The organism is Achromobacter sp. FW305-C-13, assembly GCF_058783475.1.
Genome location: NZ_JBYSYN010000003.1, coordinates 450,989 through 476,018, shown reverse-complemented (window position 1 = coordinate 476,018; position 25,030 = coordinate 450,989). Strand labels below are relative to the sequence as shown.

Below are 25,030 nucleotides of genomic sequence, written 5' to 3'. Positions count from 1 at the left end.
AGGTGGCTTGTCCGTCATGAACTTCGATCCTCCCCACTTGCGCCGCGATTTCATCGGCTATGGCGCAAATCCTCCCGATCCCCAATGGCCCGGCGGCGCGCGTCTGGCGCTGAACCTGTGCATCAACTATGAGGAAGGCGGCGAGCCTTCAGTGCCGGACGGCGACCCGGAATCCGAGACCGGGTTGACCGAGGGCGGCGCGGGCGGCTTCACCGGCCGTGATCTCGCCGCCGAGTCGATGTTCGAGTACGGCAGCCGCATCGGCTTTTGGCGAGTGCATCGGATGCTGCGATCGCGCGGCATGACGGCGACCGTGCTGGGTTGCGGCCTGGCGCTGGAACGCAATCCCGAGGTCTGCGAGGCGATCAAGGCCGCAGGATATGACGTCTGTGCGCACGGCTGGCGCTGGGAACGGCACCAGACTCTGACACTGGAAGAAGAGCGCGAGCGCATCCGACGCACGGTGCAATCCATTACCCGCTCGGTGGGCTCCCGACCGCTGGGCTGGTATTGCCGCTACGGCCCCAGCCTGAACACCCGCGCGCTGCTCGTGGAGGAAGGCGGGTTTCTGTATGACTCCGACACCTACAACGACGAACTGCCCTACTGGACGCAAGTCGGCGACAAGCCGCATCTGCTTGTGCCGTACGGTCTGGCCAACAACGACGCCAAGTTCATCCGAGGCGGCATGGCCACGGGACAGGACTTGTTCGAGTACCTGCGCGACGCCTTCGACGTGCTTTACGAGGAAGGGTCGGCGGCCCCCAAGATGATGTCCGTGGGGCTGCACCTGCGCCTGGTCGGCCAGCCCGGCCGCGCGGCAGGGTTGGCGCGATTCCTGGACCACGTGGCCGCCCATCGCGATGTGTGGGTGTGCCGCCGCGAGGATATCGCCCGCCACTGGCACGCCTGCCATCCGTACGCCCAGGACGCGCTGCGCTGATTCGTTTTCTGCAATGACCACGTTTTCTCTTTCAGGAGAGCAGTATGTCGAAGTACAGGAAATTCAATCGCCGCAGCGCGATGACCACGGCGCTGGCCGCGTTGCTGGCGCTGGGCCTGGGGACGGCCGCGCAAGCGCAACCGCAACCCTATCCGAACAAGCCCATCCGCATCGTCGTGCCCTTCCCGCCCGGCGGCGCGGCTGACACGCTGGCGCGCGCCCTGTCGCAACAACTGAACGACACGCTCGGCAAGCAGGTCATCGTCGAGAACCGGGCAGGCGCGGGCGGCACTATCGGGACCAACGCGGTGGCCAGGGCCGAGCCGGACGGCTACACGCTGCTGCTGGGCAACGTATCGACGCTGGCGATCGCGCCCAGCCTGTACCCGAACCTGAACTATGACCCGGTCAAGGACTTCCAGCCGATCACCCTCGTCGGCAAGAGCCCGCTGGTCTTCGCCATCAACCCGGCCCTGCCCGCGAAGAATCTGCCCGAACTCATTGCCCTGGCCGCGAAAGAGCCCGGCAAGCTGACGTTCGGCTCTTCGGGCGCCGGCAGCATCACCCATTTGACGGGCGAAGTCCTGAATCTGGCCACGGGCGGCAAGCTGGTGCACGTGCCCTACAAGGGAAGTTCGCCGGTGCTGCTGGCCGTGGCTTCGGGTGAACTGAGCATGGGCGTCACCCAGGTCGTGGAAATGCTGCCCCAGTACAAGGCCGGCCGGGTCGCCGCCGCGGCGGTGACGGGAACCGAGAAGTCGCCCGCGCTGCCTGACGTCTCGACAGCGGGGTCGCAGGGCGTGAACGGATTGGAAGCGACCACCTGGTACAGCCTGATGGCGCCCGCCGGCGTGCCGGCAGCCGTCATTGAGCGCTTGCAACCCGCGCTGCAGCAAGTGCTGACCAACCCGGACCTGCGCAAGCGCTACGCCGACGAAGGCCTGATCCTGGCGCCCTCCACGCCTGCGGAACTGGGCGCCTTCCTGGGCAAGGAAGTCCAGGATTGGGCTGCCGTCATCAAGCAGGCGGGCGTCAAGCTCGATTAACGCTCCTGGCGGGCCAGGGACTCGGGTAGGGCACGAGGGGCAATTGCTGTATTGAGAACGATTTGCAATAATGCACGCCCCTTTGTCCCCAATGGCCCCTATCCCGTGTCCTCCCGACGCCCGCCCCTGCCCGGATGGCTGGCCCATTACGCTGAGCTCATCAGTGCGTGGGCACGGCGCAAGCATGATGCCGATGAGGGGCAGGATGCCGCGCAGAATGCGGCGCTGAGCCTGTTGCAGGCCGCGCAGCCCGATCTGCTTCGGGATCCCGCTGCTTACCTGCGGCGCAGCATCCGCAATGGCATGACGGCACGCTATCGGGACAAGGTCTCGGTCCATAGCGTGGCCTGGCAGGATTTGGCGGAACTCGAGCACCCTGTCGCCGCGGAAGTCGAATCGAACACTCGGGCAGCCCAGTTGTCCGACGCCTTGCAGCAAGCGCTGGAAGAACTGCCCCTGCCTTGCCAGCAGGTCTTTGCCTGGCATCGGCTGGAAGGCCGGACCATGGGCGAGATCGCGCAGCGCATGGACCTGTCGGTCAGCATGGTGGAAAAGCATATGGCCCGCTGCATGCGCCATCTGCACGTCAGGTTGAAGCAGCATGCCCCTTGAGCCCCTGTATAGTCTTCGGCTTCCCAAGACGGCATCAACCCGCGCGCCCATGACGGATCCCTCTCAACCCGATTCCAGCGACCTTGCCTCGCAAGCGGCGGCGGACTGGTTCGCGCGTGTACGGTCGGGTGGGATGACGCCCGCCCAGCAGGCGGAATTCGAGGCGTGGCGAGAGGCGGATCCCACCCACGCCGCCGCTTACGCCGAGATGGAAGCCGTCTGGCAGGCCACCGCCCAGTTCGACGCCGAGCGCTTGCGCCGCGTGCTGCCGTCGCCCCGCCCGTTGAATATCGTCCGCCGGCGCCTGGCGTTCGGACTGGGGCTGAGCGCGGCCGCGATCGCCGGGGTCACCTGGAATCTGTGGCCGTCGGACCCGATCCTGCAAGAACAGGTCATCACGACCCGTGCGGGCGAAAGGCGCCAGGTGCTGCTGGCGGACGGCACCATGCTCGAGATCAACACAGCCACCCGCGCGCGCGTGCGGCTTTATGCGGACCGTCGGATGGTGGACATGGATTCGGGCGAAATCATGTTCTCGGTGACGCCGGACGCGCAGCGGCCGTTCCTGATCGACGCGGGCCAGACGCACGTCCGCGTGACCGGCACCCGGTTCAACGTCCGCCGCGAAGGCGATGCGACTTCCGTCGCCGTCGAATCCGGATCGGTTGCCGTGACGACGGGAAGCTGGTGGCGACGGCAAGCCGTCAACCTGACCGCCGGCCAAGGCGTACGCAAGCCCGCGGGCCAAGCACTGTCAGACATCGAATCCGTCGACGTGCAGGCGCTGACCGCCTGGCGCCAGGGAAAGATCGTCGTCGCCAATGCGCCGCTGGCGGAAGTCACCAGCGAAATGAACCGATATCTGGCGCAACCCATCCTGCTGGCCGATGCGCGCCTGGGACGGTTACGGATTGCAGGGGTCTTTAGCATCGACGACCCCAGCGCCTTCCTGAACGCCTTGCCGTCGATGGTTCCCGTCGAGGTCTTGCGGGGCAGCGACGGCGGCATCGTCATCCGTGCGCGCTGAGCCGCCCGGCGGGGCGCATAAATACATTTAGTTTCAATTAACCTGCGCTTTCCATTACGGACTTTTGCGCGTTTTCCACTCTGGACAGTAGCGGTTGCGCGGCGGGATTCCCGCCGCCTTCCAAAGCACCTTTGGCCAAAGGAAAACCGGCGCATCGCGCCTGCACGCCTCGTCATGGAAAAGAAGGATCGTGAGCATCGACATTTCGCGCCAGCGTAAGCCAGCGCTTTCCCGCCCCGCCGCCTGGCGCATCTGGATCGGCGCTTGCGGCCTGGCCGCAAGCCTGGGCACCCTGCCCGCCCCCAGCACCGCGCAGGCCCAACCTGCCGCTGTCCGGATCGACATCCGAGCCCAATCGCTGAACCAGGCGCTGCTGCAACTCGGCCAGCAGGCGCCTATCGAAATCTATTTCGTGCCTGACCTGGTGGCCGGGCTGAACGCCCGCCAGGTCAGCGAGACCATGACGCCGGAACAAGCGCTGGACCAACTGCTGCAGGGCACAGGCATCCGCTACGTACGCGACGGGGGCAGCATCACGCTGACCTCGGCGCCCGGTCCGGTGCAGCTCGCGCCGGTCACCGTGACGGGCGCCTACGATGCCACATCCGAAAACACCAATTCCTATGCCGCCCAGGCCGTTACCCTGGGCAAGACCGCCGAATCGCTGCGCGAAACGCCGCAATCCGTCACGGTCATTACCTCTCGCCAGATCGAAGACCGCGGCATGACGACGCTGGCGGACGCGATGAGCGCGGCGACCGGCATCACCGTGGTCCCCGACGAATACGTCACGGGCGGCAAGTATTTTTCGCGTGGATTCCAGATCACGGACATCCGGGTGGATGGCGGCGCGGTCGCGGCGCTGGGCAAGAACGATTTCATCGCGGACCCGGATCTGGTCAAGTACGACCGCATCGAAGTATTGCGGGGCGCGGACGGCCTGTATTCCGGCGCGGGCGAACCCGGCGGCACCATCAATCTGGTGCGCAAGCGGCCACTGGAAGGATTCCAGGCCAAGGGCAGCGTGTCGGCCGGCAGTTGGGACAACTATCGCGCCGTCGCGGACCTGAGCAGCCCGCTGGTGGAGAACGGCAAGCTGCGCGGGCGCATCGTGGCGGCGGCCGACACCAAGCACTACTTCTACGACACCGCCACATCGGCCGGCCAGACGTTCTACGGCGTGCTGGAGGCCGACGTCGCCCCGCGCACCACGGTCATGCTGGGCGCCAGCTACGACAAGCGCCGCGAAACGCCCTGGTACTACGGATTGCCGCGCTACAACACCGGCGAGGACATCGGCTTCACCCGCAGCACCAGCCTGGCAACCGACTGGAGCGCCAAGCACCATGAGGCCTGGGACATCTTCGGCGACGTGAAGCACACGTTTGCCAACGGCTGGAAATTCTCATTATCGGCCACGCATTCCGCCCAGCACTACAACGACAAGTACGGCTACCTGAGCGGCGCCGTCGATCCGGCAACCGGCGACGGCATGGCTTACAGCGGCGCCTATTTCCGCTCGGCCGGCTACCAGAACCAACTGGACGCCAACCTGGCCGGCAGCTTTGACCTGCTGGGACGCTCGCACGATTTCATCATCGGCGCCGACTACAGCAAGCACAAGGCACACGCCAAGCGCACGGAGCTTGCCGGCGGCGGCCCCGTCAACCTGGCGGACCTGTCGCAGGCGTATTGGCCTGAACCCGAGACGCCTGACTTCGGCGTTGGCACGTCCTACATCGACTTCCCGTATTACGGTGAAGAGCGCTCCGGCGCCTATGCCCGGTTGCGTCTGTCGCTGGCCGATCCGCTGCACGTCATCGGCGGGCTGCGGATCAGCAACTACAAGCAGTTCCTGGAACGCTCGGGCATGGCCGACGACGGCACCGCCAACTGGACCGAGCGCTACAACTTCAAGGACAACGACGTCATCACGCCGTTCGGCGCGGTCACGTACGACCTGAACGAGGCCTGGACTACCTACGTGAGCTATGCCGAGATCTACAAGCCGCAGGCGGGATACCTGTCGGGCCCGCAGCCCGGCAGGCCGCTGGACCCGATCACCGGCCGCACCTATGAATGGGGCGTGAAGGGATCGCACATGGGCGGCAAGCTCAACACGTCGGCCGCGCTCTATTACACCGAGCGCAATGGCGAGGCCGCACCCGACGGCCGCTATCCCACCGACTCCAACCCCGACGACGGCAGCGCCTGCTGCTACATCGCGCAGGGCAAGGTGGTCAGCCGCGGCATCGACCTCGAAGCCAGCGGCGAACTGGCGCCCGGATGGCAGCTGTACGCGGGCTATACCTTCAACCACAACAAGGACCGCCAGGGCGACCAGCGCTACGCCAAGAACACGCCGGCGCATCTGTTCAAGCTGTGGTCCACCTACCGGTTGCCGGGGCAGTACAGCAAGTGGATGGTGGGCGGTGGCGTGGCCGTGCAAAGCAAGAGCTCGGTCAGCGGCCAGGAATGGGTGCAGTCGGGCGGGGAATGGAGCCAGGCGGGCTACACGACCCGCCAGGGCGGCTACACGGTCGCCAACGCGCTGGTGCAGTACGACATCAGCAAATCCATGAGCGCCACGCTGAACGTCAACAACCTGTTCGACAAGCGTTACTACTCGGGCCTGGGCTCCAACAGCAAGAACAACTACTACGGCACGCCGCGCAACGTCATGCTGACGATGCGCGCCACGTTCTGAACGCACTGGGCCCCGGGGCGGTATCGCCACGGGGCCCAGTGTGCAAGACGGCGCCCGCGCAGGCGCGCCGCCTTAGTTCGCGATCTTGGTTTCCCAGACGCGCGGCTTGCCTTCCCAGACCGAGAAGCCTTCCACGCGCTTGTTGACCGCCCAGGCGTCCGCCCCGTTGTACAGCATCAGCATCGGGGTCTGTTCCAGCATCAGGGCGTGCAGCTGGTCGAACAGGGCCTGGCGCTTGGCCGGGTCGGATTCCAGGAAGCTTTCGTCGATCAGCTTCTGCGCCGCGGGGTCATCCCAGACCTTGCGGGGCTGCTTTTCCTTGTCGCCGGCGAACTGCTCGAAGCTCAGCGACGGATCCAGGCGCGACGAGAACGAGAACGAGCTGACCTGGTACTTGCCGGTGTTGTAGCGGTCCAGCTGCGTGGCCCATTCCAGCACCTCGATCTTGGCGTTCAGGCCGACCGACTGCATCATGGCCTGCGCGATCACGGCGACCTGATAGCTGGGCACGTGGGCGCGCTTGTTGGCGTAGATGACGATAGGTTCGCCCTTGTAGCCCGCTTCCTTCAGCAACTGCTGCGCGCGCGCCGGGTCGTACTTGTAGCTGCGCTTTTCCGCTTCCTTGTAGTAGGCCGAGCCGGCGTAGACCGCCGAGTTGTTCAGTTGGCCCAGGCCTTCGGAGGCGGCGGCGACCACTTGCGGAATGTCCAGCGAAGCGGCGATCGCCTGGCGCACCTTCACGTTCTTGAGCACCGGGTCCTGCGTCTGGAACAGCAGCACGTGCTTGACGGCGTCGTGCGGGCTGAAGACGGTGAGGTTCTTGGCGCTCTTCAATTCGCCCACATCGGTATTGGTGATCTGGCTGGCGTCGATGGCGCCGGACATCAGGCCAGCCTTGGACGTCGACGGGTCCGGCACCACCAGGAATTTCACCTCGTCCACCAGCGGGCGCTTGGAACCGACGTAGCCGTCCGGCTTGTCGCCTTCGGGCGAGACATAGTCCTTGAACGCGGACAGCAGGGTGTATTCGCCGCGCTTCCAATCCTTGAACATGTAGGGTCCGGTGCCCACGGGCTTGATCCACGACCCGTCCGGCGCCACCGAATCCTTGGAGATGATGGCGGTCATGCCGCAGTCGGTGCGCGCGAGCGAATCCAGGAATACCGCCGACTTGCGGTCGACCTTCATCACCACGGTCTTCGCATCGGGCGCGGACACGTCCGTCACCTTCAGGCCGTTACGGCCGTCGAAGTCACTGCGGCAGCGCCAGTCCGTCTTGGGATCCATGTAGCGCTGCCAGTTCCAGATCACGTCCTCCGAGGTCAGCGTGGCGCCGTTGTGGAACTTGACGCCGTCGCGCAGCGTGAAGGTGTAGGTCAGGCCGTCTGGCGACAAGTCGACCGACTTGGCCAGCAGCGGGCCGACCGTGCCGTTCTCGCGGTAGCCGACCAGGCCTTCGACGATGTTCAGCACCACGCCGTCGGTGGTGTTGTCGCGGTTGACGCCGGGGTTGGTCGAACGGATGTCGGCCGGTTGCGCCACAGTGAGCACGGCGGCATGGACCGGCACGGCGGCAAGCGCCAGGGAGAGCGCAAGCGCCCGCGGAACGAAATGGTGGTGCATGGAAAAGACTCCCCGGCGTGCGGCGCAGATTTCACGCATATATTGGCGCCAAAATAATCTGCTAATTATGGCGACTCTGCCAAGGGCCGCCATCGGGGGTATCCCTGAAACGGCTGCGCAAAAACACCGCGGCGGCTCTCTTTTCAGGAAGCCGCCGCATGGGAGAAACGCAAACCAGTCAGGAAGCTCGCGTCAGGAAATATCCTGGCCCACGTGCTGGGCAATGATTTTCTGCAGTTGCTTGACGTCGCGGGCCTCCAGCGCATCGACCATGTCGAAGTGCTCGCGCGCCGAGATCTCGATGCGTGACCGGGTTACCCATTCCTTGGCGGGCGCCGCGGGGCCGCGCGCGCGGGTTTCCTGGATCAGCGCGGCCAGTTCACGGTTGCTGCACAGGTCGTACATCCCCGCGTGGAACGCCAGGTTGACCTCGTACTGCTCCAGCAAGGTGCCGTCGTGCAGCAGCTTGGCGAAGCGTTCGGCCAGGGTGCGCAAGGCGCGGACCTTGGCGGCCGTGACGTTGGGCATCAGGTCGGCGGCCGCCCCGGTTTCCAGCAGGACGCGGATGTCGCGGATCTGCAGATGCTGGTCCGGATCCATCGCGTACACGTGGTAACCCCGGTTCGGGATGTGCGCGATCAGCCGCTTGGCGGCCAATTGGTCTAACGCCCGCCGGACGTCCAGACGCTTGGCGTCATAGCGTTCTTGCAGGTCGATCTGTTTCAACCAGGCGCCGGGACCATACATACCCGACTGAATATCATGGGCAATACGGTCAACCAGGCCGGGTTGCGTCGCTGCCGCTTTCGGCATGGACCACTCCCGTCAATCAATTCCAAGCGCGTATTTTAGGCATAACTTCTTGCGGCGATAGCAGGGGGTTCCCCCCTGCCCTCAGGCGCTTGCCCTCAGGGGCTCCTGGCCGTCCAGCCGCCAACGCAGGCGCACCCCTCCGGTATCGGTGGATTCCAGGGCCGGAATCGCCGACAGCAGGCTGCGCGTGTAGTCTTCCTGCGGCCGGTCGAACACGGCGTCGCGCGAACCTTGCTCGACGATGCCGCCGTCGCGCATCACCACCACCCGGTCGGCCACCTGCTCGACCACGCCCAGGTCGTGGCTGATGAACAGGCACGAAAAGCCGTGCCGTTCCTGCAGGTCGGCGAACAGGTCCAGCACCTGCGCCCGCACGGTCACGTCCAGCGCGGACACCGGCTCATCGGCAATCACGAAGGCGGGCCGGCGCACGATGGCGCGGGCGATCGCCACGCGCTGGCGCTGGCCGCCGGACATTTCGTGCGGAAAGCGCTTGGCGTATTCGGAGCCCAGGCCTACCTCGGCCAGCACCTCGTCCACGCGGCGGCGCTTATCCGCCGAAGGCATGTCGTCCAGCATGCGCAGGCCTTCGCCCACCAGTTGGCCGATGGTCATGCGCGGGTCCAGCGACGAATAGGGGTCCTGGAACACCATCTGGCAATTCAGCCGGTAGTCGCGCCAGGCGGGAGACCGCCGGTTCACCAGCTGGTTGCGGAACAGGATCTGGCCCGAGGTGGGCGACAGCAGCCCGGCGATTGCCCGGCCCAGCGTCGTCTTGCCCGAGCCCGATCCGCCCACCACGGCCACGACTTCGCGCGGTTGGACGTGCAGGTCGATGCCGTTCAAGGCGCGCTTGGCGCCCGTGCGGGAGAACAGGCGCTGATGGCCTGCGTAGTCCACCACCAGGTTCTTGACTTCGACGATGGGCGCCTCCGGCGCCAGCTTGCGGGCCGGCAGGCGGCGCGGCATGGCGTCCAGCAGCTTGCGCGTGTACGGATGCTGCGGGCGCTCCAGGATGCCGGCGGTCGTGCCGGTTTCCAGCACCTTGCCGTGCTGCATCACCACCATGCGCTCGGTGTAGCGGGCCACCATCGGCAGGTCGTGGCTGATCATCAGCACCGCCGTGTGATGTTCGCGCGTCAGATCCACCATCAGTTCCAGCACGTCGCGCTGCACCACCGCGTCCAGCGCGGTGGTGGGCTCGTCGGCGATCAGCAGTGCAGGCTCCAGCAGCATCACCGAGGCCAGCATCATGCGTTGGCGCATGCCGCCCGAAAACTCGTGCGGCCAGGCGTCCATCGCCCCCTGGGGGTCGCGGATGCCCACGCGACGCAGCATCTCAAGAATGCGTTCGCGGCGCTGCGCCGTGGACAGGTCCTTGCGGTGCAGCTTCAGGCCTTCGTCCAGTTGGCGGCCGATCGGCATGGACGGGTTCAGCGACGTCATGGGCTCCTGGAAGACCATGCCGATGCGCGCGCCGCGCAGCTTGCGCAGCACGGCCGGCTCGGCCTTCGTCACGTCCACGCCTTCGAACAGGATGGCCCCGCCCGCCACCACCAGCGGCGCGGGCGTAAGCCCCATGATGGCGCGCGCGGCCTGGGTCTTGCCACTGCCGGATTCCCCGACGATGCCGACCATTTCACCGGGCGCGACCTCGAAGGACACGCCGCTGACGATCTCGCGGCCGCCGGCGCCCACCGTCAGGGTCAGGTTCGATACGGATACCAGTGCGCTCATTGCACGCCCCTCATGCGGGGATCGAGACGGTCTCGCACCGCATCGCCCAGCAGGTTGATCCCCAGCAGCGCGAGCGCGATGGCCAGGCCGGGAAGAATGGATAGGTACGACGCCTGCGCCATGAACGGACGCGCGGCGGCCAGCATGTTGCCCCAGGTCGGTGCGGGTGGCGGCACGCCCAGGCCCAGGAAGGACAGCGCGCTTTCGGCCAGGATCACCCAGCCGAACATGGATGTGGCCAGTACGGTAAGCGGCGCCACGCAGTTGGGCAGCACGTGCCGGAACATCGTGTAGAGCTCGGAATTGCCCAGCACCCGGGACGATTCAATGAACTCCTTTTCGCGCAATGAGAGCACCGTGCCCCGCACGATGCGCGTCACCGACGGCGTGTAGGCCAGGCCCAGCGCCAGGATGATGCCGTACTTGTTGGCGCCCACCACCGCCAGCAGCCCCAGCGCCAGCAGCAGGCCCGGAAAGGCCAGCAGCGCGTTGTTGAAGGCCATGATGATGCGGTCGGTCCAACCGCGCACGAAACCCGTCAGGGTGCCGATGGCGGTGCCCGCCACGATGGCGAACGTGACGGTCAGCAGGCTGATCCAGACGCTGCTGGATGCGCCCGCCAACAGGCGCGACAGCTCGTCACGGCCGAATTCGTCGGTGCCCAGCAGGAAGTCTCCGCCGGGCGGCTTGAGCCGGGCGACGAAGTTGATCTTGAGCGGGTCATGCGGCGTCCAGAAGGCGCCCATGATCGCCGCGACGATCATCGCCCCGACGATCACGCCGCCCAGGAGCGCGTTAGCTGCGATTCGCTTTTTCATTCGGCGGTCACTCTCGGGTCGAAGATGGGATAGCACAGGTCGATCAGCAGGTTCACGATCACGTAGACCACGCCCACGAACAGCAGGCAGCCCTGGATCACGGGATAGTCGCGCGCGAAGATCGAATCCACCAGCAAACGCCCCAGTCCGGGAATGGTGAACACCGTTTCCACCACCGCGATGCCGCCCAGCAGGTTGCCCAGCACCAGGCCGATCAGCGTCCAGGTCGGGCCGAAGGCGTTGCGAAAGGCGTGGCGCATCAGCACGGCCGATTCGGACAGGCCCTTGGCGCGCGCATGGGTGATGTAGTCCAGCCGCAGCACTTCCAGCGTGCTGGCGCGCGCCATGCGCATCAGCACCCCGATCTCATGCAGGAAGAGCGTCAGGATCGGCATGGCCAGGTACAGCAGGCCCGCCTTCCAGTCTTCACCGATAGACACGTAGCCCACCACCGGCAGCCACTGCAGCTTCAGGCCGAAGAAGATCAGCAGCAGCAAGCCCAGCCAGAAAGTCGGGATGGACACCAACAGGGTTGCCGAACCGACCAGGAACAGGTCGGGCCATTTGTTCTGCTTCCAGGCCGCGATCATGCCGGCGGGCACGGCCACCAGCGCGGCAAACAGCACCGCCACCAGCACCACGCGCCCGCTGATCAGGAAACGGTCCCACACCAGCGGCAGCACGGGCTGGCCGGTGTTGATGGACGATCCCAGATCGCCGTGCAGCATGTTGCCGAACCAGATGCCGAACTGGGTCAGCCAGGTCTGGTCCAGCCCCAGGCGTGCACGCAGGTCCGCCAGGGCGGCCGGCGTCGCCAGGTCGCCCAGCAGCAATTGGGCAGGATCGCCCGGAATCAGCCGGATCATCACGAACACCGCCACCGCCACGATCAGCAGGGTCGGCACGGCCATGACAATTCGGGATAGCGCAAAACGCAGCATGGCCCTCTCCTATTCCCGGACGCGGAGCGGCGGTGCGCCGCGCCCGCGTCCAGCGATATCAATTATCAGCATGTCGCAACTTGTGCAGCGCGCCCGCCAGGAAGTCCTGCACCTGGCCCACGCACTTCAAGCCGTCGTGCGGCACGTTTTCCACCACGTCCAGCACCGCCTTCACGCCTTGGGCTTCGAACGAACGGCGCAGCGACTCCAGGCGTTCGGGGCGCGTCTTGCCGGCGTCGTTGGCGCCCGGCATGAAGAACTTGCCGCCTTCGCGATGGGTGATTTCCCAGGTTTCCAGGTCGGCCTTGCCCACGATCATGTGGACCGCCACCTGCTTGAGCGCCTCGATGTCGACGCCCTTGCCGAAGCGGGCCTCGGCGTCGCGCACGCCGACCCACCAGTCCTGGCTCGGGTCCAGCAGCGTGACCGAACCCGGCGCGCCGATCGAGACGGCCCACAGGCTTTCCGGGTGCAGGTAGGCGAAACGGTTGACGAACTGGCCGCCGCCCGAATAGCCGAACAGGCCGAACTTCTTGAAATCGCGGCCGAACTTCTCACCGACTTCAGCCACCATGTCCAGCAGGATCTGGTCGTAACGGATGTCGCCTTCGCGCAGCTGCTTGAAGCCGTCGCGGTTGCCGTCGCCCAGCGGGCCCACGGGGAACAGCGGGCACAGGACGATGCAGTCGTTCCAGCGCGCGAACTCGGCGAACGCATCGCGGTATTCCACAAAGGCGCGGCCGGTGCCGTGCATGATCACCACCAGCTCCATCGGGTGCTTGGCGGCGTCGATGTGCGGGGGCACATACATGCAATAGGAAAAGCGCGGATCGGTGCGGGCCGCGAAAACGGTGCTGTGGCCCAGGTCGTACATGGCCCGCGCGCGGGCGGCGTCGGGTTGGATGGCGGGAGCTGCGTTGGACTGCATGATTTCCTCGTTTCCATGGCCGCGCGGGCGGGCACATGGTCTATGCCGGTGGTCAGAACAATAATCACATAAATTGGCGCCAATTTTAGGCGCATGCGTTTCCGGTCAACAAGGCAGGGGATTCCCTAGGCCGCAAGGCGGGTCCGTTGTTTCGCCGCCACCCTCGCAGACGTCATGCTCATATACAATTGGGAATCATTATCAATATAGATGCGTGCGGGCAGGACCCGGCGTGTTGGGGATCCTGCCGTGGATGTCGTCCAGACACTCTATGCCGGCCATCACGGATGGCTCAGAAACTGGCTGAACAAGCGCCTGGGCAATACGTCCGATGCCGCCGACCTGGCGCAGGACACGTTCACCCGCATTCTTGAATCGCGCCGCAAGCCCGGCGCGCAGGAGCTTCGGCTGCAAGAGCCGCGCGCCTACCTGACCACCGTCGCCAAGCACGTGCTGTGCAACTTCCACCGCCGGCAATCGTTGGAACGCGCCTGGCTGGAGGCGCTGGCGCAGATGCCCGAGCCCACTTCCCCCTCGCCCGAACAGCGGCTCGTCATCCTGGAAACCCTGCATCAGATCGATGCCATGCTGGATGGCCTGCCCGCCAAGGCCCGCACCGCGTTTCTGATGGCGCAGCTTGACGGCATGACCTACCGGCAGATCGCCGACGCCATGCGCATCACCGACCGCACGGTGCGCCGCTACATGGCGCAGGCGTTCGAGCAATGCCTGCTGCTGGCCGCTTGATGGGCAGTCCGCACGAAGCCCCGCTGGACCGGATGGCCTTGCGCCAGGCTGCGCAATGGCTGATGCGATTGCACGCCGGCGCCGAGCCGGCGCCGGAAGCCTTCCAGGAATGGGAGCACTGGCGCGCGCAAAGCCCGGACAACGAACGCGCGTGGCAACGCGCGCAGCAGTTCAATGCCCAATTCAGCACGCTGCCGCCCGAGCTGGCGCGCTCTGCGCTGAACCGCAAGATGCCCCGGCGCAAGGCGCTTGCCGCGCTGGGCGGCATGGCGGTTGGCCTGCCCGCCGCGTGGGCCGCGTGGCGCATGGCGCCCTGGTCCAGCTGGGCAGCCGAATACCGCACCGCCACGGGCGTGCGCCGCGAAATCCGGCTGGCCGACGGCAGCGTCGTGCAGATGAACACCGCCAGCGCCATGGACGTGGCTTTCGATGCCACGGTCAGGCGCCTCATCCTCCGTTCCGGCGAAATCCTGGTACGCACGGCCGCCGACCCCGCCCATCCGGCGATGGCCCGGCCCTTCCTGGTCTCGACCGACTCGGGCGCGATCCGCACGCAGGACGCCCGCTTCACCGTCCGGCAGACCGATAAGGACTGCCGTGTGTCGGTGTTGGACGGCGCCGTGGAAATCGCGCCCCGACACGCCCCCGCCCAGCGCTTGCGCGTGGCGGCAGGACAATGCGTGCGGTTCGACGAAACCGGCGCCGACCCCGTCGCGGCCCTGCCCGCAGGCGCCGGGGAATGGGCGCGCGGCGTCCTGGTCGCCGACAACATGCGGCTGGCGGATTTCCTGGACGAACTGTCGCGCTACCGGCCCGGCATCGTCCGTTGCGATCCGGCCGTAGCCGACCTGCGCCTGTCGGGCGGGTTCCAGCTGCAAGACACCGACCGCATCCTTTCCCTGCTGCCCGCCACCCTGCCCGTGCGCGTGGTGACCCGGACCCGCTACTGGGTCACGGTGGAGGCCAGGGGCGGATCGGCCTGAACCGCCGCGTAGTTACAACTTTCTCCGCCATTGCATGTCCGCTTTTCTCCGTTCGCGTGTCAACAACCCCAGCAACACCACAACACGCCCATCTACGGAGAACCCCATGGCGCACCGCCGTCCTGGCTCACGGCCAGCTTTGACCCGCACGTCCGCTTCCCGCTTGCACGCCAAACGCCTGCCCGCCGCTGTCCGCGGCGCGCTGCTGGCGCTGGCGCTCACCGCCGCCGCAGGCGCCGCGCACGCGCAACCGGCCACCGCCGCGCAAGGCGTGCGCAGCTATGCAATCCCGGCTGGGCCGCTCGGTCCGGCGCTGTCGCGCTACGCGGGCGAATCGGGCATCAACCTGGCGATCGACCCTGCGCTGGTGGCGGGACGCAGCACCCAGGGGCTGTCGGGCGAATTCGGCGCGCGAGCGGGACTGGACCGCTTGCTGAAGGACTCCGGCCTGGCCGGCCACCCCTCGGGCGCGGACGGCTATGTGCTGCGTCCGGTCGCCGCCGCGGAAGCCACTACCCTGTCCGAAGTCACCGTCAGCGCCGACGCGCTGCGCGACGGCAAGACGGAAGACACCCAGTCCTACACGGGATCGACCAGCGCCACCAAGCTGAACCTGTCGCTGCGCGAAACGCCGCAATCCGTCAGCGTCATCACGCGCCAGCAGATGGAAGACCAGGGCCTGAACACCATCCAGGACGTGCTGGGCCAGACCACCGGCATCTCGGTCGACAAGAGCACGGCCACGCAGGAATACACGCAGGTCTATTCGCGCGGCTTCACCGTGGATACCTACCTGTTCGACGGCATCCCCACGTCGAGCCAGCTGGAAGGCATCACCTTCGACACCGCCATCTACGATCGGGTGGAAGTGGTACGCGGCGCCACGGGTCTGGTCAGCGGCACGGGCAGCCCCGCCGCCGCAGTCAACCTGGTGCGCAAGCGCCCCACCCGCGACTTCTCGGGTTCGGTGTCGGCCAGCGCCGGCTCGTGGGACCGCTATCGCGCCGAGGCCGATCTGTCGGGCTCGCTGGTCGAGAACGGCCGCATCCGCGGCCGCATCGTCGCGGCGCATCAGGACTACGGTTCATTCATCAGCCGCGTGAAACAGCAAAAGGACGTGTTCTACGGCATCGTGGAAGCCGACCTGACCGATTCGACGCTGCTGACCGCAGGCATCACGTATCAGGACGACCGCACGGACAACGCCAGCCGCGGCTTTCCCGCCTTCTTCAGCGACGGTTCGGTCACCGACTTCTCGCGTCGCATGAACGGCGCCGCGGACTGGAGCTACTACAACCGCAAGCAGACCTCTGTCTTCGGCAGCCTGGAACACACGTTCGCCAACGACTGGACCGCCAAGGCCATCGTCAGCTACACCCAGAACGATTACGACGCGCTGCAAGGCTATGCGCAAAACGGCTATCCCGACCGGGAGACCGGCGCCGGCGCGGGCCTGTGGCTGGCCAACTGGCATGGACGCCCCAAGCAGACGGCGGTGGACCTATACGCCACGGGGCCCTTCACGCTGCTGGGCCGCAAGCATGAACTGGTGCTCGGCGTCAGCGCGTCACGCTACGAACAAGGCGGGGCCACCTTCCCCAACTGGCGCCTGCCGGGTTATGACGCGTCGATTCCCGATATCTTCAACTGGAACGGCCATTCGCCCAAGCCCGACTACGCCGGCACGCAAACCGGCAATTCCACGACCCGGGAAGAAGAACTGGGTGTCTACGCCACCGCGCGTCTGCGCCCCACCGACCGTTTTTCGATCATCCTGGGCGGGCGCTATACCGACTGGAAACGCGATGTCGACAGCGACTATTTCGACGGCACCAGCATCAGCGACAAGCTGCGCGAAAAAGGCAAGATCACTCCGTTCGCCGGCGTGGTCTACGACCTGGACGACAACTGGTCCGTCTATGCCAGCTACACCAGCATCTTCAAGCCGCAGGCCTACCGCGACCGCAACAACAGTTTCCTGCCGCCGCTTGAGGGCGACAACTACGAGCTGGGCGTGAAGGGCGAGTTCTTCAACGGCGCGCTCAACGCCAGCGCGGCCGTCTTCGAACTGAAGCAGGACAACCTGGCCGAGATGGACCCCGACAACATCTGGGTCACCGGCGGCGGTGGCGGCTCCTATGCGTACCGCACGGTGCAGGGGGTCACGTCACGAGGCTTCGAAATGGAAATCTCGGGCGAATTGCAGCCTGGCTGGCAGATGATCGCCGGCTACAGCTACCGCCAATTGAAGGACGGCGACGGCCGCCGCGTCGACACCTGGCAGCCCAACAGCCTGTTCCGGCTCTGGACCACGTACCGGCTGCCGGGGGCATGGCATCCGCTGACCGTGGGCGGCGGCGTCACCTGGCAAAGCAGCATCGCCCAGGCAGACTATGGCCCCAACAACGAGACCTTCAAGCAGGATGCCTACGCGCTGGTCGGCCTGATGGCCCGCTACGACTTCAACCGGCATCTGTCCGCCACGCTGAACGTCAACAACCTGCTGGACAAGAAGTACTACTCGACCGGCTTCGGCGGCTTCTATGGCGATCCGCGCAACGCGATGCTGACGATGAAGTACCGCTTCTGACGCGCCCAGGAAAATGTGGCGCGCCATAGCGGCGCGCCGCATTCAGCCTTTCTTGAACAGCCGCTTCACGACGCTGACCACGCCCAGCACCACTGCCCCGGCGGCGATGCCGAACAGGGCGTTGAGCAAGGTGGACGTCAGCGCATGGACCACGCCGCCCCCGCCCACCGCGGCGGCGGCCTGCTCCACGGCGGCATGCACAGGCGGGATGCCATGGGTCAGGATGGCGCCGCCCACCATGAACATGGCCGCAGTGCCCACCACCGACAAAGTCTTCATCAGGTAGGGCGCTGCGCCCACGATCCGCTTGCCCAGCCACGCCGTCGCCTGCGACCGCTTCTGGCTCAGGTACAGGCCCAGGTCGTCCAGCTTGACGATGCCGGCCACCAGCCCGTAGACGCCTACCGTCATGGCCACGGCAATGATCGACAGCACCAGCACCTGGCGCGTGAAATCGGCGTTCGCCACGGCGTCCAGGCTGATGACGATGATCTCGGCGGACAGGATGAAATCGGTGCGCACCGCGCCTTTGATCTTGTCGCGTTCGAACGCGACCATGTCCACGGACGCGTCTTGCAGAGCTTCCGCGCGCGCGGCGTGATTGCCTTCGGCGGACTCGCCATGCGGCAGGAACTTGTGGGCCAGTTTTTCCACGCCTTCGAAGCAGAGGAACGCTCCGCCCAGCATCAGCAGCGGCGTCACGGCCCATGGAAGAAAGGCGCTGATCAAGAGCGCCGACGGCACCAGGATCAGTTTATTGATGAAGGAACCCCGGGCCACCGCCCACACGACGGGCAATTCCCGGTTGACCGGCACGCCAGTCACTTGCTGCGCGTTCAGCGCCAGGTCGTCGCCCAGCACGCCGGCCGTCTTCTTGGCCGCCACTTTGGTCATGACGGAGACGTCATCCAGAATCGTGGCGATGTCATCGAACAATGCGAAGAAACTGCTACCGGCCATCTAGGATCCCCTGAGCCTAAGGTGATCCGAGTGTACAGGCGGCAAGCGCCGCCCGGCTGCAACATGGTGGGCCGTTTTCATTCCTTTTGTGTCGGGATCGGGCCTGGCGCAACCGCCGCCCCGCGGACCTGGCTGCTTAGTTGCGCGCCGGCGTCGCGGCATCGTCGAACAGGATGTTGTTTTCCAGATGGATGTGCGCCATCAGGTCTTCCTTGAACGTGCGGATGCCCAAATAGAGCGCGCGCCAGGTATTGCATGCGGCGCGCGGCAACGTCAGGTCGTGCGTCAGCGCCAGCAGCCGTTCCAGTGCCACGCCATGGTCGTCGTGCTCCATGCGCATCACCATGATCGGCATCGTCGCCATCGCGCCATGGCCGCGGGCCAGCATCGGAAACAGCACCTGCTCTTCTTTCTGCATATGGCTTTCCAGTTCCTGCTGCATCGTGCGCAGGTGGTCCGCCAGGCCGGCCGGGCAATCCGGGCTGCCGGCATGCACCTGCTCGACCTTTAAGGCCAACCGGATCAGCTCGGGCAACTGCTGGCGATGCACGTCGTGATAGCGGGCCAGGATGTGGTCGATCAGTTCAGCGGCCGACGCCTGGCCCCAATCCGTTTCCTGGGGCGGGTTGTGGGACAGCGCGACGAGGCGCGCCTCGATCTGGGTCGGGTCGAGCGACCGTTGGGCCGCTGCCTCGCCCAGGCTTTTCTTGCCGCCACAGCAGAAATCCAGGTCGTATTCGTGGAACACCTGCGTGGCGCCCGGAATGCTGCGGGCCAATTGGCCCAGGGATTGCTCAACCATGCTCATCGCGTCTCTCCAGTGATCTTGACGGGTACTGGGATAGAAGCGAAAAGCGTGCCAGAAAAATCTTGCGATAAATCAATCACCTGCAAAATACAGGGTAGATAGCACCGTCGCACGATAGGGTTTTAATCACCCTTGGACGGTAAAATCCACCCCATGCATAACCTCTTGCTTGCCGACCTGGTCGCCGACCTGCCGCCGGCCATCCGCCTGCAACGGCTGGTCTCCAGCCTGCGTGCGCATTTTCGTTGCGGCGCGGTGGCCTTGCTTCAACAGGAAGAAGACCATCTGCGCCCCATCGCGGTGGACGGCCTGACCCAGGACGCACTGGGCCGGCGCTTTGCCGTGCACCAGCACCCGCGCCTGGCCGCCATCCTGGCCCGGCGCGGCGTCACCTGTTTCCACCACGACAGCACGCTTCCCGATCCCTATGACGGCCTGATCAACGGCATGGCCGGCGAGCCGCTGCCGGTGCACGACTGCATGGGTACCAGCCTGCACGTCGAAGGCAAACCCTGGGGCGTGCTGACGCTGGATGCGCTGGATGTCGGCACCTTCGACGGGCAAGCGCAGTCCGAACTACGCGACGCCATCGTGCTGGTCGAAGCCGCGCTGCGCACCACGCGGCTGGAAACCGAGATCCGCGCCTTGCGCGACGCCCGCGGCCCCGCCCCCGCCGACAGCGTGGCGCCGGACCGGCACGAAATCCTGGGCAACAGCCCGCCCATCACCCGGCTGCTGCACGAGATCCAGGTGGTGGCCGATTCCGACCTGCCGATCCTGCTGCTGGGCGAAACCGGTGTCGGCAAGGAGTTGTTCGCGCATCGCGTACACCGCCTGTCGCGCCGCAGCGGCAAGCCGCTGGTACACGTGAACTGCGCCGCCCTGCCGGAGTCCCTGGCGGAAAGCGAATTGTTCGGCCACGCCAAGGGCGCGTTCTCCGGCGCGGTCACCGACCGGCCCGGGCGCTTCGAAGCGGCCAACGGCGGCACGCTATTCCTGGATGAAGTGGGCGAACTGCCGCTGCTGGTGCAGGCCAAACTGCTGCGCGCGCTGCAGAACGGCGAGATCCAGCGCCTGGGCGACGACCGCCCGCGTACGGTGGACGTGCGCATCGTGGCGGCCACCAACCGCAGTCTGAGCGACTTGGTGCAGGCAGGCGATTTCCGCGCCGACCTCTATCACCGCCTGTCGGTCTACCCCGTTCCGATTCCGCCGCTGCGCGAACGCGGCAATGACGTGCTGCTGCTGGCCGGCCGCTACCTGGAACTGAACCGCGCGCGGCTGGGCCTGCGCAGCCTGCGGCTGTCGGAAGACGCCGAAGAAATGCTGCGCCGCTATTCCTGGCCCGGCAACGTGCGGGAACTGGAACACGTGATCAGCCGGGCCGCCATCAAGGCGGTCAGCCACGGCGCCAACCGCAACGACATCGTCACGCTTGAGACCAGCCTGCTGGACGTGTCGGACCACAATGCACCGATGCCCGTCACGGAAGCACTGGCGGCCGATGACGTGCCGGCCGCCGGCCTGCCGTCATTGCGCGACACGGTGGACGCCTGCCAACGCCAGGCGATCCGCCGGGCGCTGCAGGCGCACGACGGCAACTGGGCCCATGCCGCGCGCGCTCTGGACGTGGACCCCAGTAACTTGCACAAGCTGGCGCGGCGCCTGGGGCTGAAGCAATGAGGCGGAAGACGGCGCATCAGGCCTTGATGTACACCCAGGCGTGCACGCCGGATTTCAACAACACCGAGACGCGCTTGTAGTCCGCGACTTCATAGCTGTCGGCGGCATGCAGTTCCTTCTGGCTGATCTCGAACACCGTGCCGTGGACTTCGTCCTTTGGGTCGTAGCTGGCGTACACGATGGGGTGCTCGGCCTTGCCGCTGGTCTTCAGGACCTCGGGATCGGTAATGGCCACCCAGTGCTGGACATACCCCGTCATCGCATCGGGCCGCCCGGTCAGCTCGCGACCGAAATTGGCCAACTGCACCGCCTTGTCCTGCAACGTCCCGTACGAGAAAAGCAGTATCGACGTTTCGTGGGAGTCATTCACCATCGTTCCTTCAGGGAAAAATCGTGGGGAAATGACTTTACACCAGTGCGTCCACGATGCATCCGAAAGGTCGACGCGCTGCGCTGAACAGGCGCCGACCCGTATTGGCTTACACCCAGGAAGCCGGCCAGCGCGCCAGCCGCGTCACCAGGCCTTGCACGTCTTCGTACACGGCAAGCACCCCGCGCTTGTTGCGCAGGACGACGACACGTTTTCCTTCGAATTCGTTGATGTGGCTATAGTGCGCCGGTTCTTCAGCGCCACCGTCCTGCTTGTAAGCCATCTTGGCGCGGTCGACAAAATCGTCATCGTCGCGCTCCACGCGCGTGATGCCCGGCCGCATGCGCACGGGCGGCATGTCCCCGGGCCGGCCGCTGCCGCCGTCCGCCATGAAACGCGCAATCCGCATCTTCACTTGCGGGGGATTGAAGTCGGCTTGCGCCATGCCAAGGGCCAGGATGCGTTGCCGCGCGTCTTGCGGAAGTTCCTGCCACTGGTTCAGCACAGAGGCGCCAAGAAAAGCCAGGATGCGCTGCTCGGCGTCGTCCAGTTGCTCAAGCGCGAATGACGTGGCCAACGCGGAAAAACGCGCGCCGCCTTCATCGTCCCATCGCGCCCTGCCTGCCCTGCCGGTTGAATTCGACATGCGATTCTCCTGGGCATGCGGGGTAAAAGCACCAACGGCAGGATCAAACGACGCCGCTGGAAAATAAAAGGCCGCCCGTGGAATTCAGGGCGGCCCGGTCAGGCATAGGCGCAGCGCGATGCTGCCGGACATCAAACTGGCCTGGCATGTGCGTCAACCACGAGCCTGCCATGATTGATCGCGGCATCCACCGCCATTCCCGGGCTGGAAACGAATCCACCCGATTCGAACAACGGTACGGCATGATGTTCGTTGAGCTTGTCCTGATCTGCCGCAAGTTCCACCGCAACCGTTGCGGTGAAGGCGGGCCGGCCACTGCCCCCGACTGAAATCCGGGAAACACTAGCGGTGAGCCGATAGCCCTTGTAGACCATATTGTTGTGAAACATGAAACCCCCTATTTGATCAAAAGGCCGCAAGGGCCTTCATTCACAAAGCGCGGATTTGCGTGGCGTGCGGGCCTTTGGCGCCCTGCGCGGTGACATAGCTGACGCGCTGGTTTTCCAGCAGCACCTTATGCCCGTCGCTCACGATTTCCGAGAAATGCGCAAACAAATCCTTGCCGCCATTCTCGGGCATGATGAAGCCAAATCCTTTGGCGTCGTTGAACCACTTGACGATTCCGGTTTCCATAATCTCTTTCCTTTAAATGCGGGCACCGCCCGCGAAATGAGCCTGTCAAGGAAAGGACTGCGAACAATGAAGCGCCCCCAAGGGTGCAAGACCGGACGAAAATCACGATGCTCGAAAAGCTTCAAGCCCACTATGGGTGCAGGGGTTCTTAAAGTCAATCGGCGTTTCCGATTACCACCAAATAGTTATTACGGTTCCAATTGGCGGTTATTTGGCCCGAAAAAAACGCGCCTGCATGTCTGCACGCCCCTTATTGTTTGCCTATTGCGTAACCAACCCTGCTTTTAACTACGCGCGCGAGGTAAAGCGCGTATGCTGGTGCGATGGTGCTTGAACGTGCGTTACCTTCGCCGTATCGCCATACAGGAGTATGGTCATGCCCATTCAACGTATTAACCTCTCGCAGTCCCTTCCAATGTCACGCGTCGCGTCAATGGCGTCCGCGCCGATCGCAGAATACGCGTGAGCGCATTCAGAAGGTCGATCGCAAAATTCGCAAACGCCTGCGTCAAACTGCTTCCGCCCGCATCCATGCCGCCTCGCGGCAACAGCGGCGAGCCCAAGCGTGAAGCACAGCGCGAACACGCAGCCATCTCGTCGCCCTGGCGCATCTACCGCATCTACGCCCGGCCCGGGCATCTGCTGATGCGCAATGAACAAGGTCGCATCCTGGACCTGGGCGTCATGAAAGGCGCCGAACCCAACCTGACGTACCGGCTGTTCGCGCGGGACCTCCAAGGCAAGGGCTTCGCCACGCGCACCTTGCTGCTGGACGACATCGCCCGCCGCATCGAAGCGGGCGAAATCGGCAAGGAACTGTTGAACCTGCCCGACTGGGATCAGTCTCTTGGTGCCGACCTGGACCGCGGCACGCACACGGATGTGTCGATGAAACTGGGGCGGTAAGGCGCCTGCCTGGCCCGCATGGGATATGCTTTTGGCCTGAAAATTATCAGGGCCCGCCCATGCAAGACCCCACTGCCATTCTGGATGCTTTCGAACGCCTGGGTTGGAAGAACAACGACCCCATGGCGCAAACGCTGCAACTGCAGCGTGAAGACCCCAAGGCGTTGGGCGATCTGGTCGCGCTGGCGCTGGACCGGTCGCTCGATAACGCCACGTTCATCGACGCCGCGCTCGACTTGATGGACGACGACACGTACGTGGCCACGGTCAACCTGGCCTGGCAGCGGGCGATGCAAGGAGACCGGTCGGACCTCCTGTCTGCCGTGCTGGATTCCGCCGCCCTGCAATACCCTCATGTCTTCGCGGGCAGCTGGGAACTGTTGCTGGCCGCCGCGCACGCGGGCGAAGGCGGTCCGGAATATCTTGACGGCCAGGCTTGGCGCGCGTTGGACGCCGCGACATTGGAAGCCTGGTCCACCGCGCTTGAGCACGACACCACCGAAGGAACGCTGGGCCGCGCACGCGCCATTGCCTTGCTGCGGTCGCGCCGGCCCGATGCCGTGTTGCACGCGTTGGCGCGCCTGTTCCCCGATGCCTCGGATCCCGCTGCTGCATCCTGGCTGATGCTTGCCGGCTACACCCGGCACGCCGACGGCCTGCGCTCGCTGCACACGGAACGGCCCCTGCATATCGGCTTCAACGCCACGCAGCGCAAGCGCATGCTGGCCGAACAACCCGCTTGGCGACGGGACATCCACAAGGCCCATCCCACCTGGAACGCCGGCATGCCGCCCGTCACGCATGCGCGGATGGGCGGCGAGCTTGGCAGCACCTGCGGACTTTGCCATGCGCCCTTGCATCGCTTGCTGTCCCTGCCCGAACCCGCCTGCGCGGGCATCGACAGCGGCAGCCCGATCGAATTCGCGACATGCCTGTCCTGCCAGGGTTGGGAGAGCGACGGCGCGCTGTTCTACCGGCACGATGCCGATGGCGTCGCCAGCGCGCATCCGGCCCAGCAGCGGGACGCCCCGTCGACACCCGACTTCGTCGCCAGCGCCTTGCTGGACGCCGAGGTCCAGCTCTTTGCCGCACCCGCCCGTTGGACCTGCCAGGACTGGGGTGAATCGAACGGCCGCCAGAATCTCAGCCGCGTCGGCGGCGCGCCCAGTTGGGTGCAATCCGCCGACTACCCCGCCTGCCCCGACTGCCAACAGGACATGGCTGCCGTCATGCAGCTGGATTCCGGATTGCCCCAGGCCGACGGCGGCGAATGGCTATGGGGCAGCGGGGGCTGCAATTACACGTTCTGGTGCTCGGGCTGCCGCGTGAGCGGGCAGCTGTGGCAATGCACGTAGCCTGCGGTTTTCCCCAACGCTTGCGCATGCGGAGGCCTTTGGCTGGTCGCACCGTCTGATAAATCACAAGCGCGCGCTGCCGGAGAGAGCCGGTCCGGATACATCGCCCACCTGGCGTTGACGCACTAATCCCGCCAAAGATCGGATAAGGTGT

General features: G+C 65.5%; 23 protein-coding genes. 11 read left to right on the top strand and 12 right to left on the bottom strand.

Going from position 1 to position 25,030, the window contains the following annotated elements; genetic code table 11:
- The first annotated feature begins 16 nt into the window (after positions 1-16).
- The 5 genes from AC3WMU_RS21150 (at position 17) to AC3WMU_RS21130 (ending at position 6,335) form a co-directional block, all read left to right on the top strand.
- Complete coding sequence (locus tag AC3WMU_RS21150; protein WP_492282945.1) at positions 17-943, top strand: allantoinase PuuE; 927 nt, start codon at positions 17-19, stop codon at positions 941-943.
- Between the two features lie 44 nt (positions 944-987).
- Positions 988-1,989, top strand: a complete 1,002-nt coding sequence (locus AC3WMU_RS21145) for a Bug family tripartite tricarboxylate transporter substrate binding protein (protein ID WP_006223719.1) — start codon at positions 988-990, stop codon at positions 1,987-1,989.
- Positions 1,990-2,094: 105 nt separating this feature from the next.
- Positions 2,095-2,601, top strand: a complete 507-nt coding sequence (locus AC3WMU_RS21140) for an RNA polymerase sigma factor (protein ID WP_006223718.1) — start codon at positions 2,095-2,097, stop codon at positions 2,599-2,601.
- 49 nt (positions 2,602-2,650) lie between these two features.
- Positions 2,651-3,628, top strand: a complete 978-nt coding sequence (locus AC3WMU_RS21135) for a FecR family protein (RefSeq protein WP_492282944.1) — start codon at positions 2,651-2,653, stop codon at positions 3,626-3,628.
- 190 nt (positions 3,629-3,818) lie between these two features.
- On the top strand, positions 3,819-6,335 hold the full coding sequence (locus tag AC3WMU_RS21130) for a TonB-dependent siderophore receptor (protein ID WP_492282943.1): 2,517 nt from the start codon (positions 3,819-3,821) through the stop codon (positions 6,333-6,335).
- A gap of 72 nt (positions 6,336-6,407) precedes the next feature.
- On the opposite strand, the gene AC3WMU_RS21125 is transcribed toward AC3WMU_RS21130, so the two are convergent.
- From AC3WMU_RS21125 to AC3WMU_RS21100, 6 genes are all read right to left on the bottom strand, one after another.
- Positions 6,408-7,958, bottom strand: coding sequence for an ABC transporter substrate-binding protein (locus AC3WMU_RS21125; protein ID WP_492282942.1), 1,551 nt, complete (start codon positions 7,956-7,958; stop codon positions 6,408-6,410).
- 192 nt (positions 7,959-8,150) lie between these two features.
- Positions 8,151-8,771, bottom strand: a complete 621-nt coding sequence (locus tag AC3WMU_RS21120; RefSeq protein ID WP_006223714.1) for a GntR family transcriptional regulator — start codon at positions 8,769-8,771, stop codon at positions 8,151-8,153.
- Positions 8,772-8,852: 81 nt separating this feature from the next.
- Positions 8,853-10,508 (bottom strand): ABC transporter ATP-binding protein, encoded by a 1,656-nt coding sequence (locus AC3WMU_RS21115; RefSeq protein ID WP_006223713.1) that lies wholly within the window; start codon positions 10,506-10,508, stop codon positions 8,853-8,855.
- On the bottom strand, positions 10,505-11,326 hold the full coding sequence (locus AC3WMU_RS21110) for an ABC transporter permease (RefSeq protein ID WP_006223712.1): 822 nt from the start codon (positions 11,324-11,326) through the stop codon (positions 10,505-10,507). The genes AC3WMU_RS21115 and AC3WMU_RS21110 overlap by 4 nt, the downstream gene beginning before the upstream one ends.
- Positions 11,323-12,267 (bottom strand): ABC transporter permease, encoded by a 945-nt coding sequence (locus tag AC3WMU_RS21105; protein WP_006223711.1) that lies wholly within the window; start codon positions 12,265-12,267, stop codon positions 11,323-11,325. Before AC3WMU_RS21105 ends, AC3WMU_RS21110 begins: the two co-directional genes overlap by 4 nt.
- A gap of 58 nt (positions 12,268-12,325) precedes the next feature.
- Positions 12,326-13,195, bottom strand: coding sequence for an alpha/beta hydrolase family protein (locus AC3WMU_RS21100; RefSeq protein ID WP_006223710.1), 870 nt, complete (start codon positions 13,193-13,195; stop codon positions 12,326-12,328).
- A gap of 249 nt (positions 13,196-13,444) precedes the next feature.
- On the opposite strand from AC3WMU_RS21100, the gene AC3WMU_RS21095 reads away from it, so the two are divergent.
- The 3 genes from AC3WMU_RS21095 to AC3WMU_RS21085 all read left to right on the top strand — a co-directional run bounded on the left by AC3WMU_RS21095 (position 13,445) and on the right by AC3WMU_RS21085 (position 17,515).
- The gene (locus tag AC3WMU_RS21095; RefSeq protein ID WP_006223709.1) at positions 13,445-13,942 is read left to right on the top strand and encodes a sigma-70 family RNA polymerase sigma factor; all 498 of its coding nucleotides are present in this window, start codon (positions 13,445-13,447) and stop codon (positions 13,940-13,942) included.
- Positions 13,921-14,925, top strand: a complete 1,005-nt coding sequence (locus AC3WMU_RS21090) for a FecR domain-containing protein (RefSeq protein WP_492282941.1) — start codon at positions 13,921-13,923, stop codon at positions 14,923-14,925. The genes AC3WMU_RS21095 and AC3WMU_RS21090 overlap by 22 nt, the downstream gene beginning before the upstream one ends.
- Before the next feature lie 106 nt (positions 14,926-15,031).
- Positions 15,032-17,515, top strand: a complete 2,484-nt coding sequence (locus AC3WMU_RS21085) for a TonB-dependent siderophore receptor (RefSeq protein ID WP_492282940.1) — start codon at positions 15,032-15,034, stop codon at positions 17,513-17,515.
- A gap of 42 nt (positions 17,516-17,557) precedes the next feature.
- Here AC3WMU_RS21085 and AC3WMU_RS21080 read toward each other — a convergent pair whose 3' ends face one another.
- Both AC3WMU_RS21080 and ytfE read right to left on the bottom strand, forming a co-directional pair.
- Positions 17,558-18,475 (bottom strand): DUF808 domain-containing protein, encoded by a 918-nt coding sequence (locus AC3WMU_RS21080; protein WP_454676275.1) that lies wholly within the window; start codon positions 18,473-18,475, stop codon positions 17,558-17,560.
- A 136-nt stretch (positions 18,476-18,611) separates the two neighbouring features.
- Complete coding sequence (gene ytfE, locus AC3WMU_RS21075) at positions 18,612-19,283, bottom strand: iron-sulfur cluster repair protein YtfE (RefSeq protein ID WP_492282939.1); 672 nt, start codon at positions 19,281-19,283, stop codon at positions 18,612-18,614.
- Positions 19,284-19,436: 153 nt separating this feature from the next.
- Here ytfE and norR point away from each other — a divergent pair, with 153 nt between their 5' ends.
- Positions 19,437-20,966 (top strand): nitric oxide reductase transcriptional regulator NorR, encoded by a 1,530-nt coding sequence (gene norR, locus AC3WMU_RS21070; protein ID WP_492282938.1) that lies wholly within the window; start codon positions 19,437-19,439, stop codon positions 20,964-20,966.
- A gap of 16 nt (positions 20,967-20,982) precedes the next feature.
- Here norR and AC3WMU_RS21065 read toward each other — a convergent pair whose 3' ends face one another.
- The 4 genes from AC3WMU_RS21065 to AC3WMU_RS21050 form a co-directional block, all read right to left on the bottom strand.
- Positions 20,983-21,339, bottom strand: a complete 357-nt coding sequence (locus tag AC3WMU_RS21065; RefSeq protein WP_088587901.1) for a gamma-glutamylcyclotransferase family protein — start codon at positions 21,337-21,339, stop codon at positions 20,983-20,985.
- 106 nt (positions 21,340-21,445) lie between these two features.
- On the bottom strand, positions 21,446-21,982 hold the full coding sequence (locus tag AC3WMU_RS21060; RefSeq protein WP_006223702.1) for a hypothetical protein: 537 nt from the start codon (positions 21,980-21,982) through the stop codon (positions 21,446-21,448).
- A gap of 131 nt (positions 21,983-22,113) precedes the next feature.
- Entirely contained in the window at positions 22,114-22,371 is a 258-nt protein-coding gene (locus AC3WMU_RS21055; RefSeq protein ID WP_081534077.1) for a hypothetical protein, read from the bottom strand.
- 40 nt (positions 22,372-22,411) lie between these two features.
- A complete protein-coding gene (locus AC3WMU_RS21050; protein ID WP_006223700.1) occupies positions 22,412-22,615 on the bottom strand; it encodes a cold-shock protein in 204 nt (67 codons plus the stop codon).
- Positions 22,616-23,077: 462 nt separating this feature from the next.
- Here AC3WMU_RS21050 and AC3WMU_RS21045 point away from each other — a divergent pair, with 462 nt between their 5' ends.
- Positions 23,078-23,521: a hypothetical protein gene (locus tag AC3WMU_RS21045; protein ID WP_088587900.1), complete on the top strand. Its 444-nt coding sequence runs from the start codon at positions 23,078-23,080 to the stop codon at positions 23,519-23,521.
- 59 nt (positions 23,522-23,580) lie between these two features.
- Positions 23,581-24,876, top strand: a complete 1,296-nt coding sequence (locus AC3WMU_RS21040; protein WP_492282937.1) for a hypothetical protein — start codon at positions 23,581-23,583, stop codon at positions 24,874-24,876.
- Positions 24,877-25,030 lie beyond the last annotated feature (154 nt).

What these genes read in the sequence shown, in the direction of transcription:
- AC3WMU_RS21150 (WP_492282945.1), top strand. Translation starts at nt 17, where the DNA reads ATGAACTTCGATCCTCCCCACTTGCGCCGCGATTTCATCGGCTATGGC.
- AC3WMU_RS21145 (WP_006223719.1), top strand. Translation starts at nt 988, where the DNA reads ATGTCGAAGTACAGGAAATTCAATCGCCGCAGCGCGATGACCACGGCG.
- AC3WMU_RS21135 (WP_492282944.1), top strand. Translation starts at nt 2,651, where the DNA reads ATGACGGATCCCTCTCAACCCGATTCCAGCGACCTTGCCTCGCAAGCG.
- AC3WMU_RS21125 (WP_492282942.1), bottom strand. Translation starts at nt 7,958, where the DNA reads ATGCACCACCATTTCGTTCCGCGGGCGCTTGCGCTCTCCCTGGCGCTT.
- AC3WMU_RS21120 (WP_006223714.1), bottom strand. Translation starts at nt 8,771, where the DNA reads ATGCCGAAAGCGGCAGCGACGCAACCCGGCCTGGTTGACCGTATTGCC.
- AC3WMU_RS21115 (WP_006223713.1), bottom strand. Translation starts at nt 10,508, where the DNA reads ATGAGCGCACTGGTATCCGTATCGAACCTGACCCTGACGGTGGGCGCC.
- AC3WMU_RS21110 (WP_006223712.1), bottom strand. Translation starts at nt 11,326, where the DNA reads ATGAAAAAGCGAATCGCAGCTAACGCGCTCCTGGGCGGCGTGATCGTC.
- AC3WMU_RS21105 (WP_006223711.1), bottom strand. Translation starts at nt 12,267, where the DNA reads ATGCTGCGTTTTGCGCTATCCCGAATTGTCATGGCCGTGCCGACCCTG.
- AC3WMU_RS21100 (WP_006223710.1), bottom strand. Translation starts at nt 13,195, where the DNA reads ATGCAGTCCAACGCAGCTCCCGCCATCCAACCCGACGCCGCCCGCGCG.
- AC3WMU_RS21090 (WP_492282941.1), top strand. Translation starts at nt 13,921, where the DNA reads ATGCCTGCTGCTGGCCGCTTGATGGGCAGTCCGCACGAAGCCCCGCTG.
- AC3WMU_RS21085 (WP_492282940.1), top strand. Translation starts at nt 15,032, where the DNA reads ATGGCGCACCGCCGTCCTGGCTCACGGCCAGCTTTGACCCGCACGTCC.
- AC3WMU_RS21080 (WP_454676275.1), bottom strand. Translation starts at nt 18,475, where the DNA reads ATGGCCGGTAGCAGTTTCTTCGCATTGTTCGATGACATCGCCACGATT.
- ytfE (WP_492282939.1), bottom strand. Translation starts at nt 19,283, where the DNA reads ATGAGCATGGTTGAGCAATCCCTGGGCCAATTGGCCCGCAGCATTCCG.
- norR (WP_492282938.1), top strand. Translation starts at nt 19,437, where the DNA reads ATGCATAACCTCTTGCTTGCCGACCTGGTCGCCGACCTGCCGCCGGCC.
- AC3WMU_RS21065 (WP_088587901.1), bottom strand. Translation starts at nt 21,339, where the DNA reads ATGGTGAATGACTCCCACGAAACGTCGATACTGCTTTTCTCGTACGGG.
- AC3WMU_RS21060 (WP_006223702.1), bottom strand. Translation starts at nt 21,982, where the DNA reads ATGTCGAATTCAACCGGCAGGGCAGGCAGGGCGCGATGGGACGATGAA.
- AC3WMU_RS21055 (WP_081534077.1), bottom strand. Translation starts at nt 22,371, where the DNA reads ATGTTTCACAACAATATGGTCTACAAGGGCTATCGGCTCACCGCTAGT.
- AC3WMU_RS21050 (WP_006223700.1), bottom strand. Translation starts at nt 22,615, where the DNA reads ATGGAAACCGGAATCGTCAAGTGGTTCAACGACGCCAAAGGATTTGGC.
- AC3WMU_RS21040 (WP_492282937.1), top strand. Translation starts at nt 23,581, where the DNA reads ATGCAAGACCCCACTGCCATTCTGGATGCTTTCGAACGCCTGGGTTGG.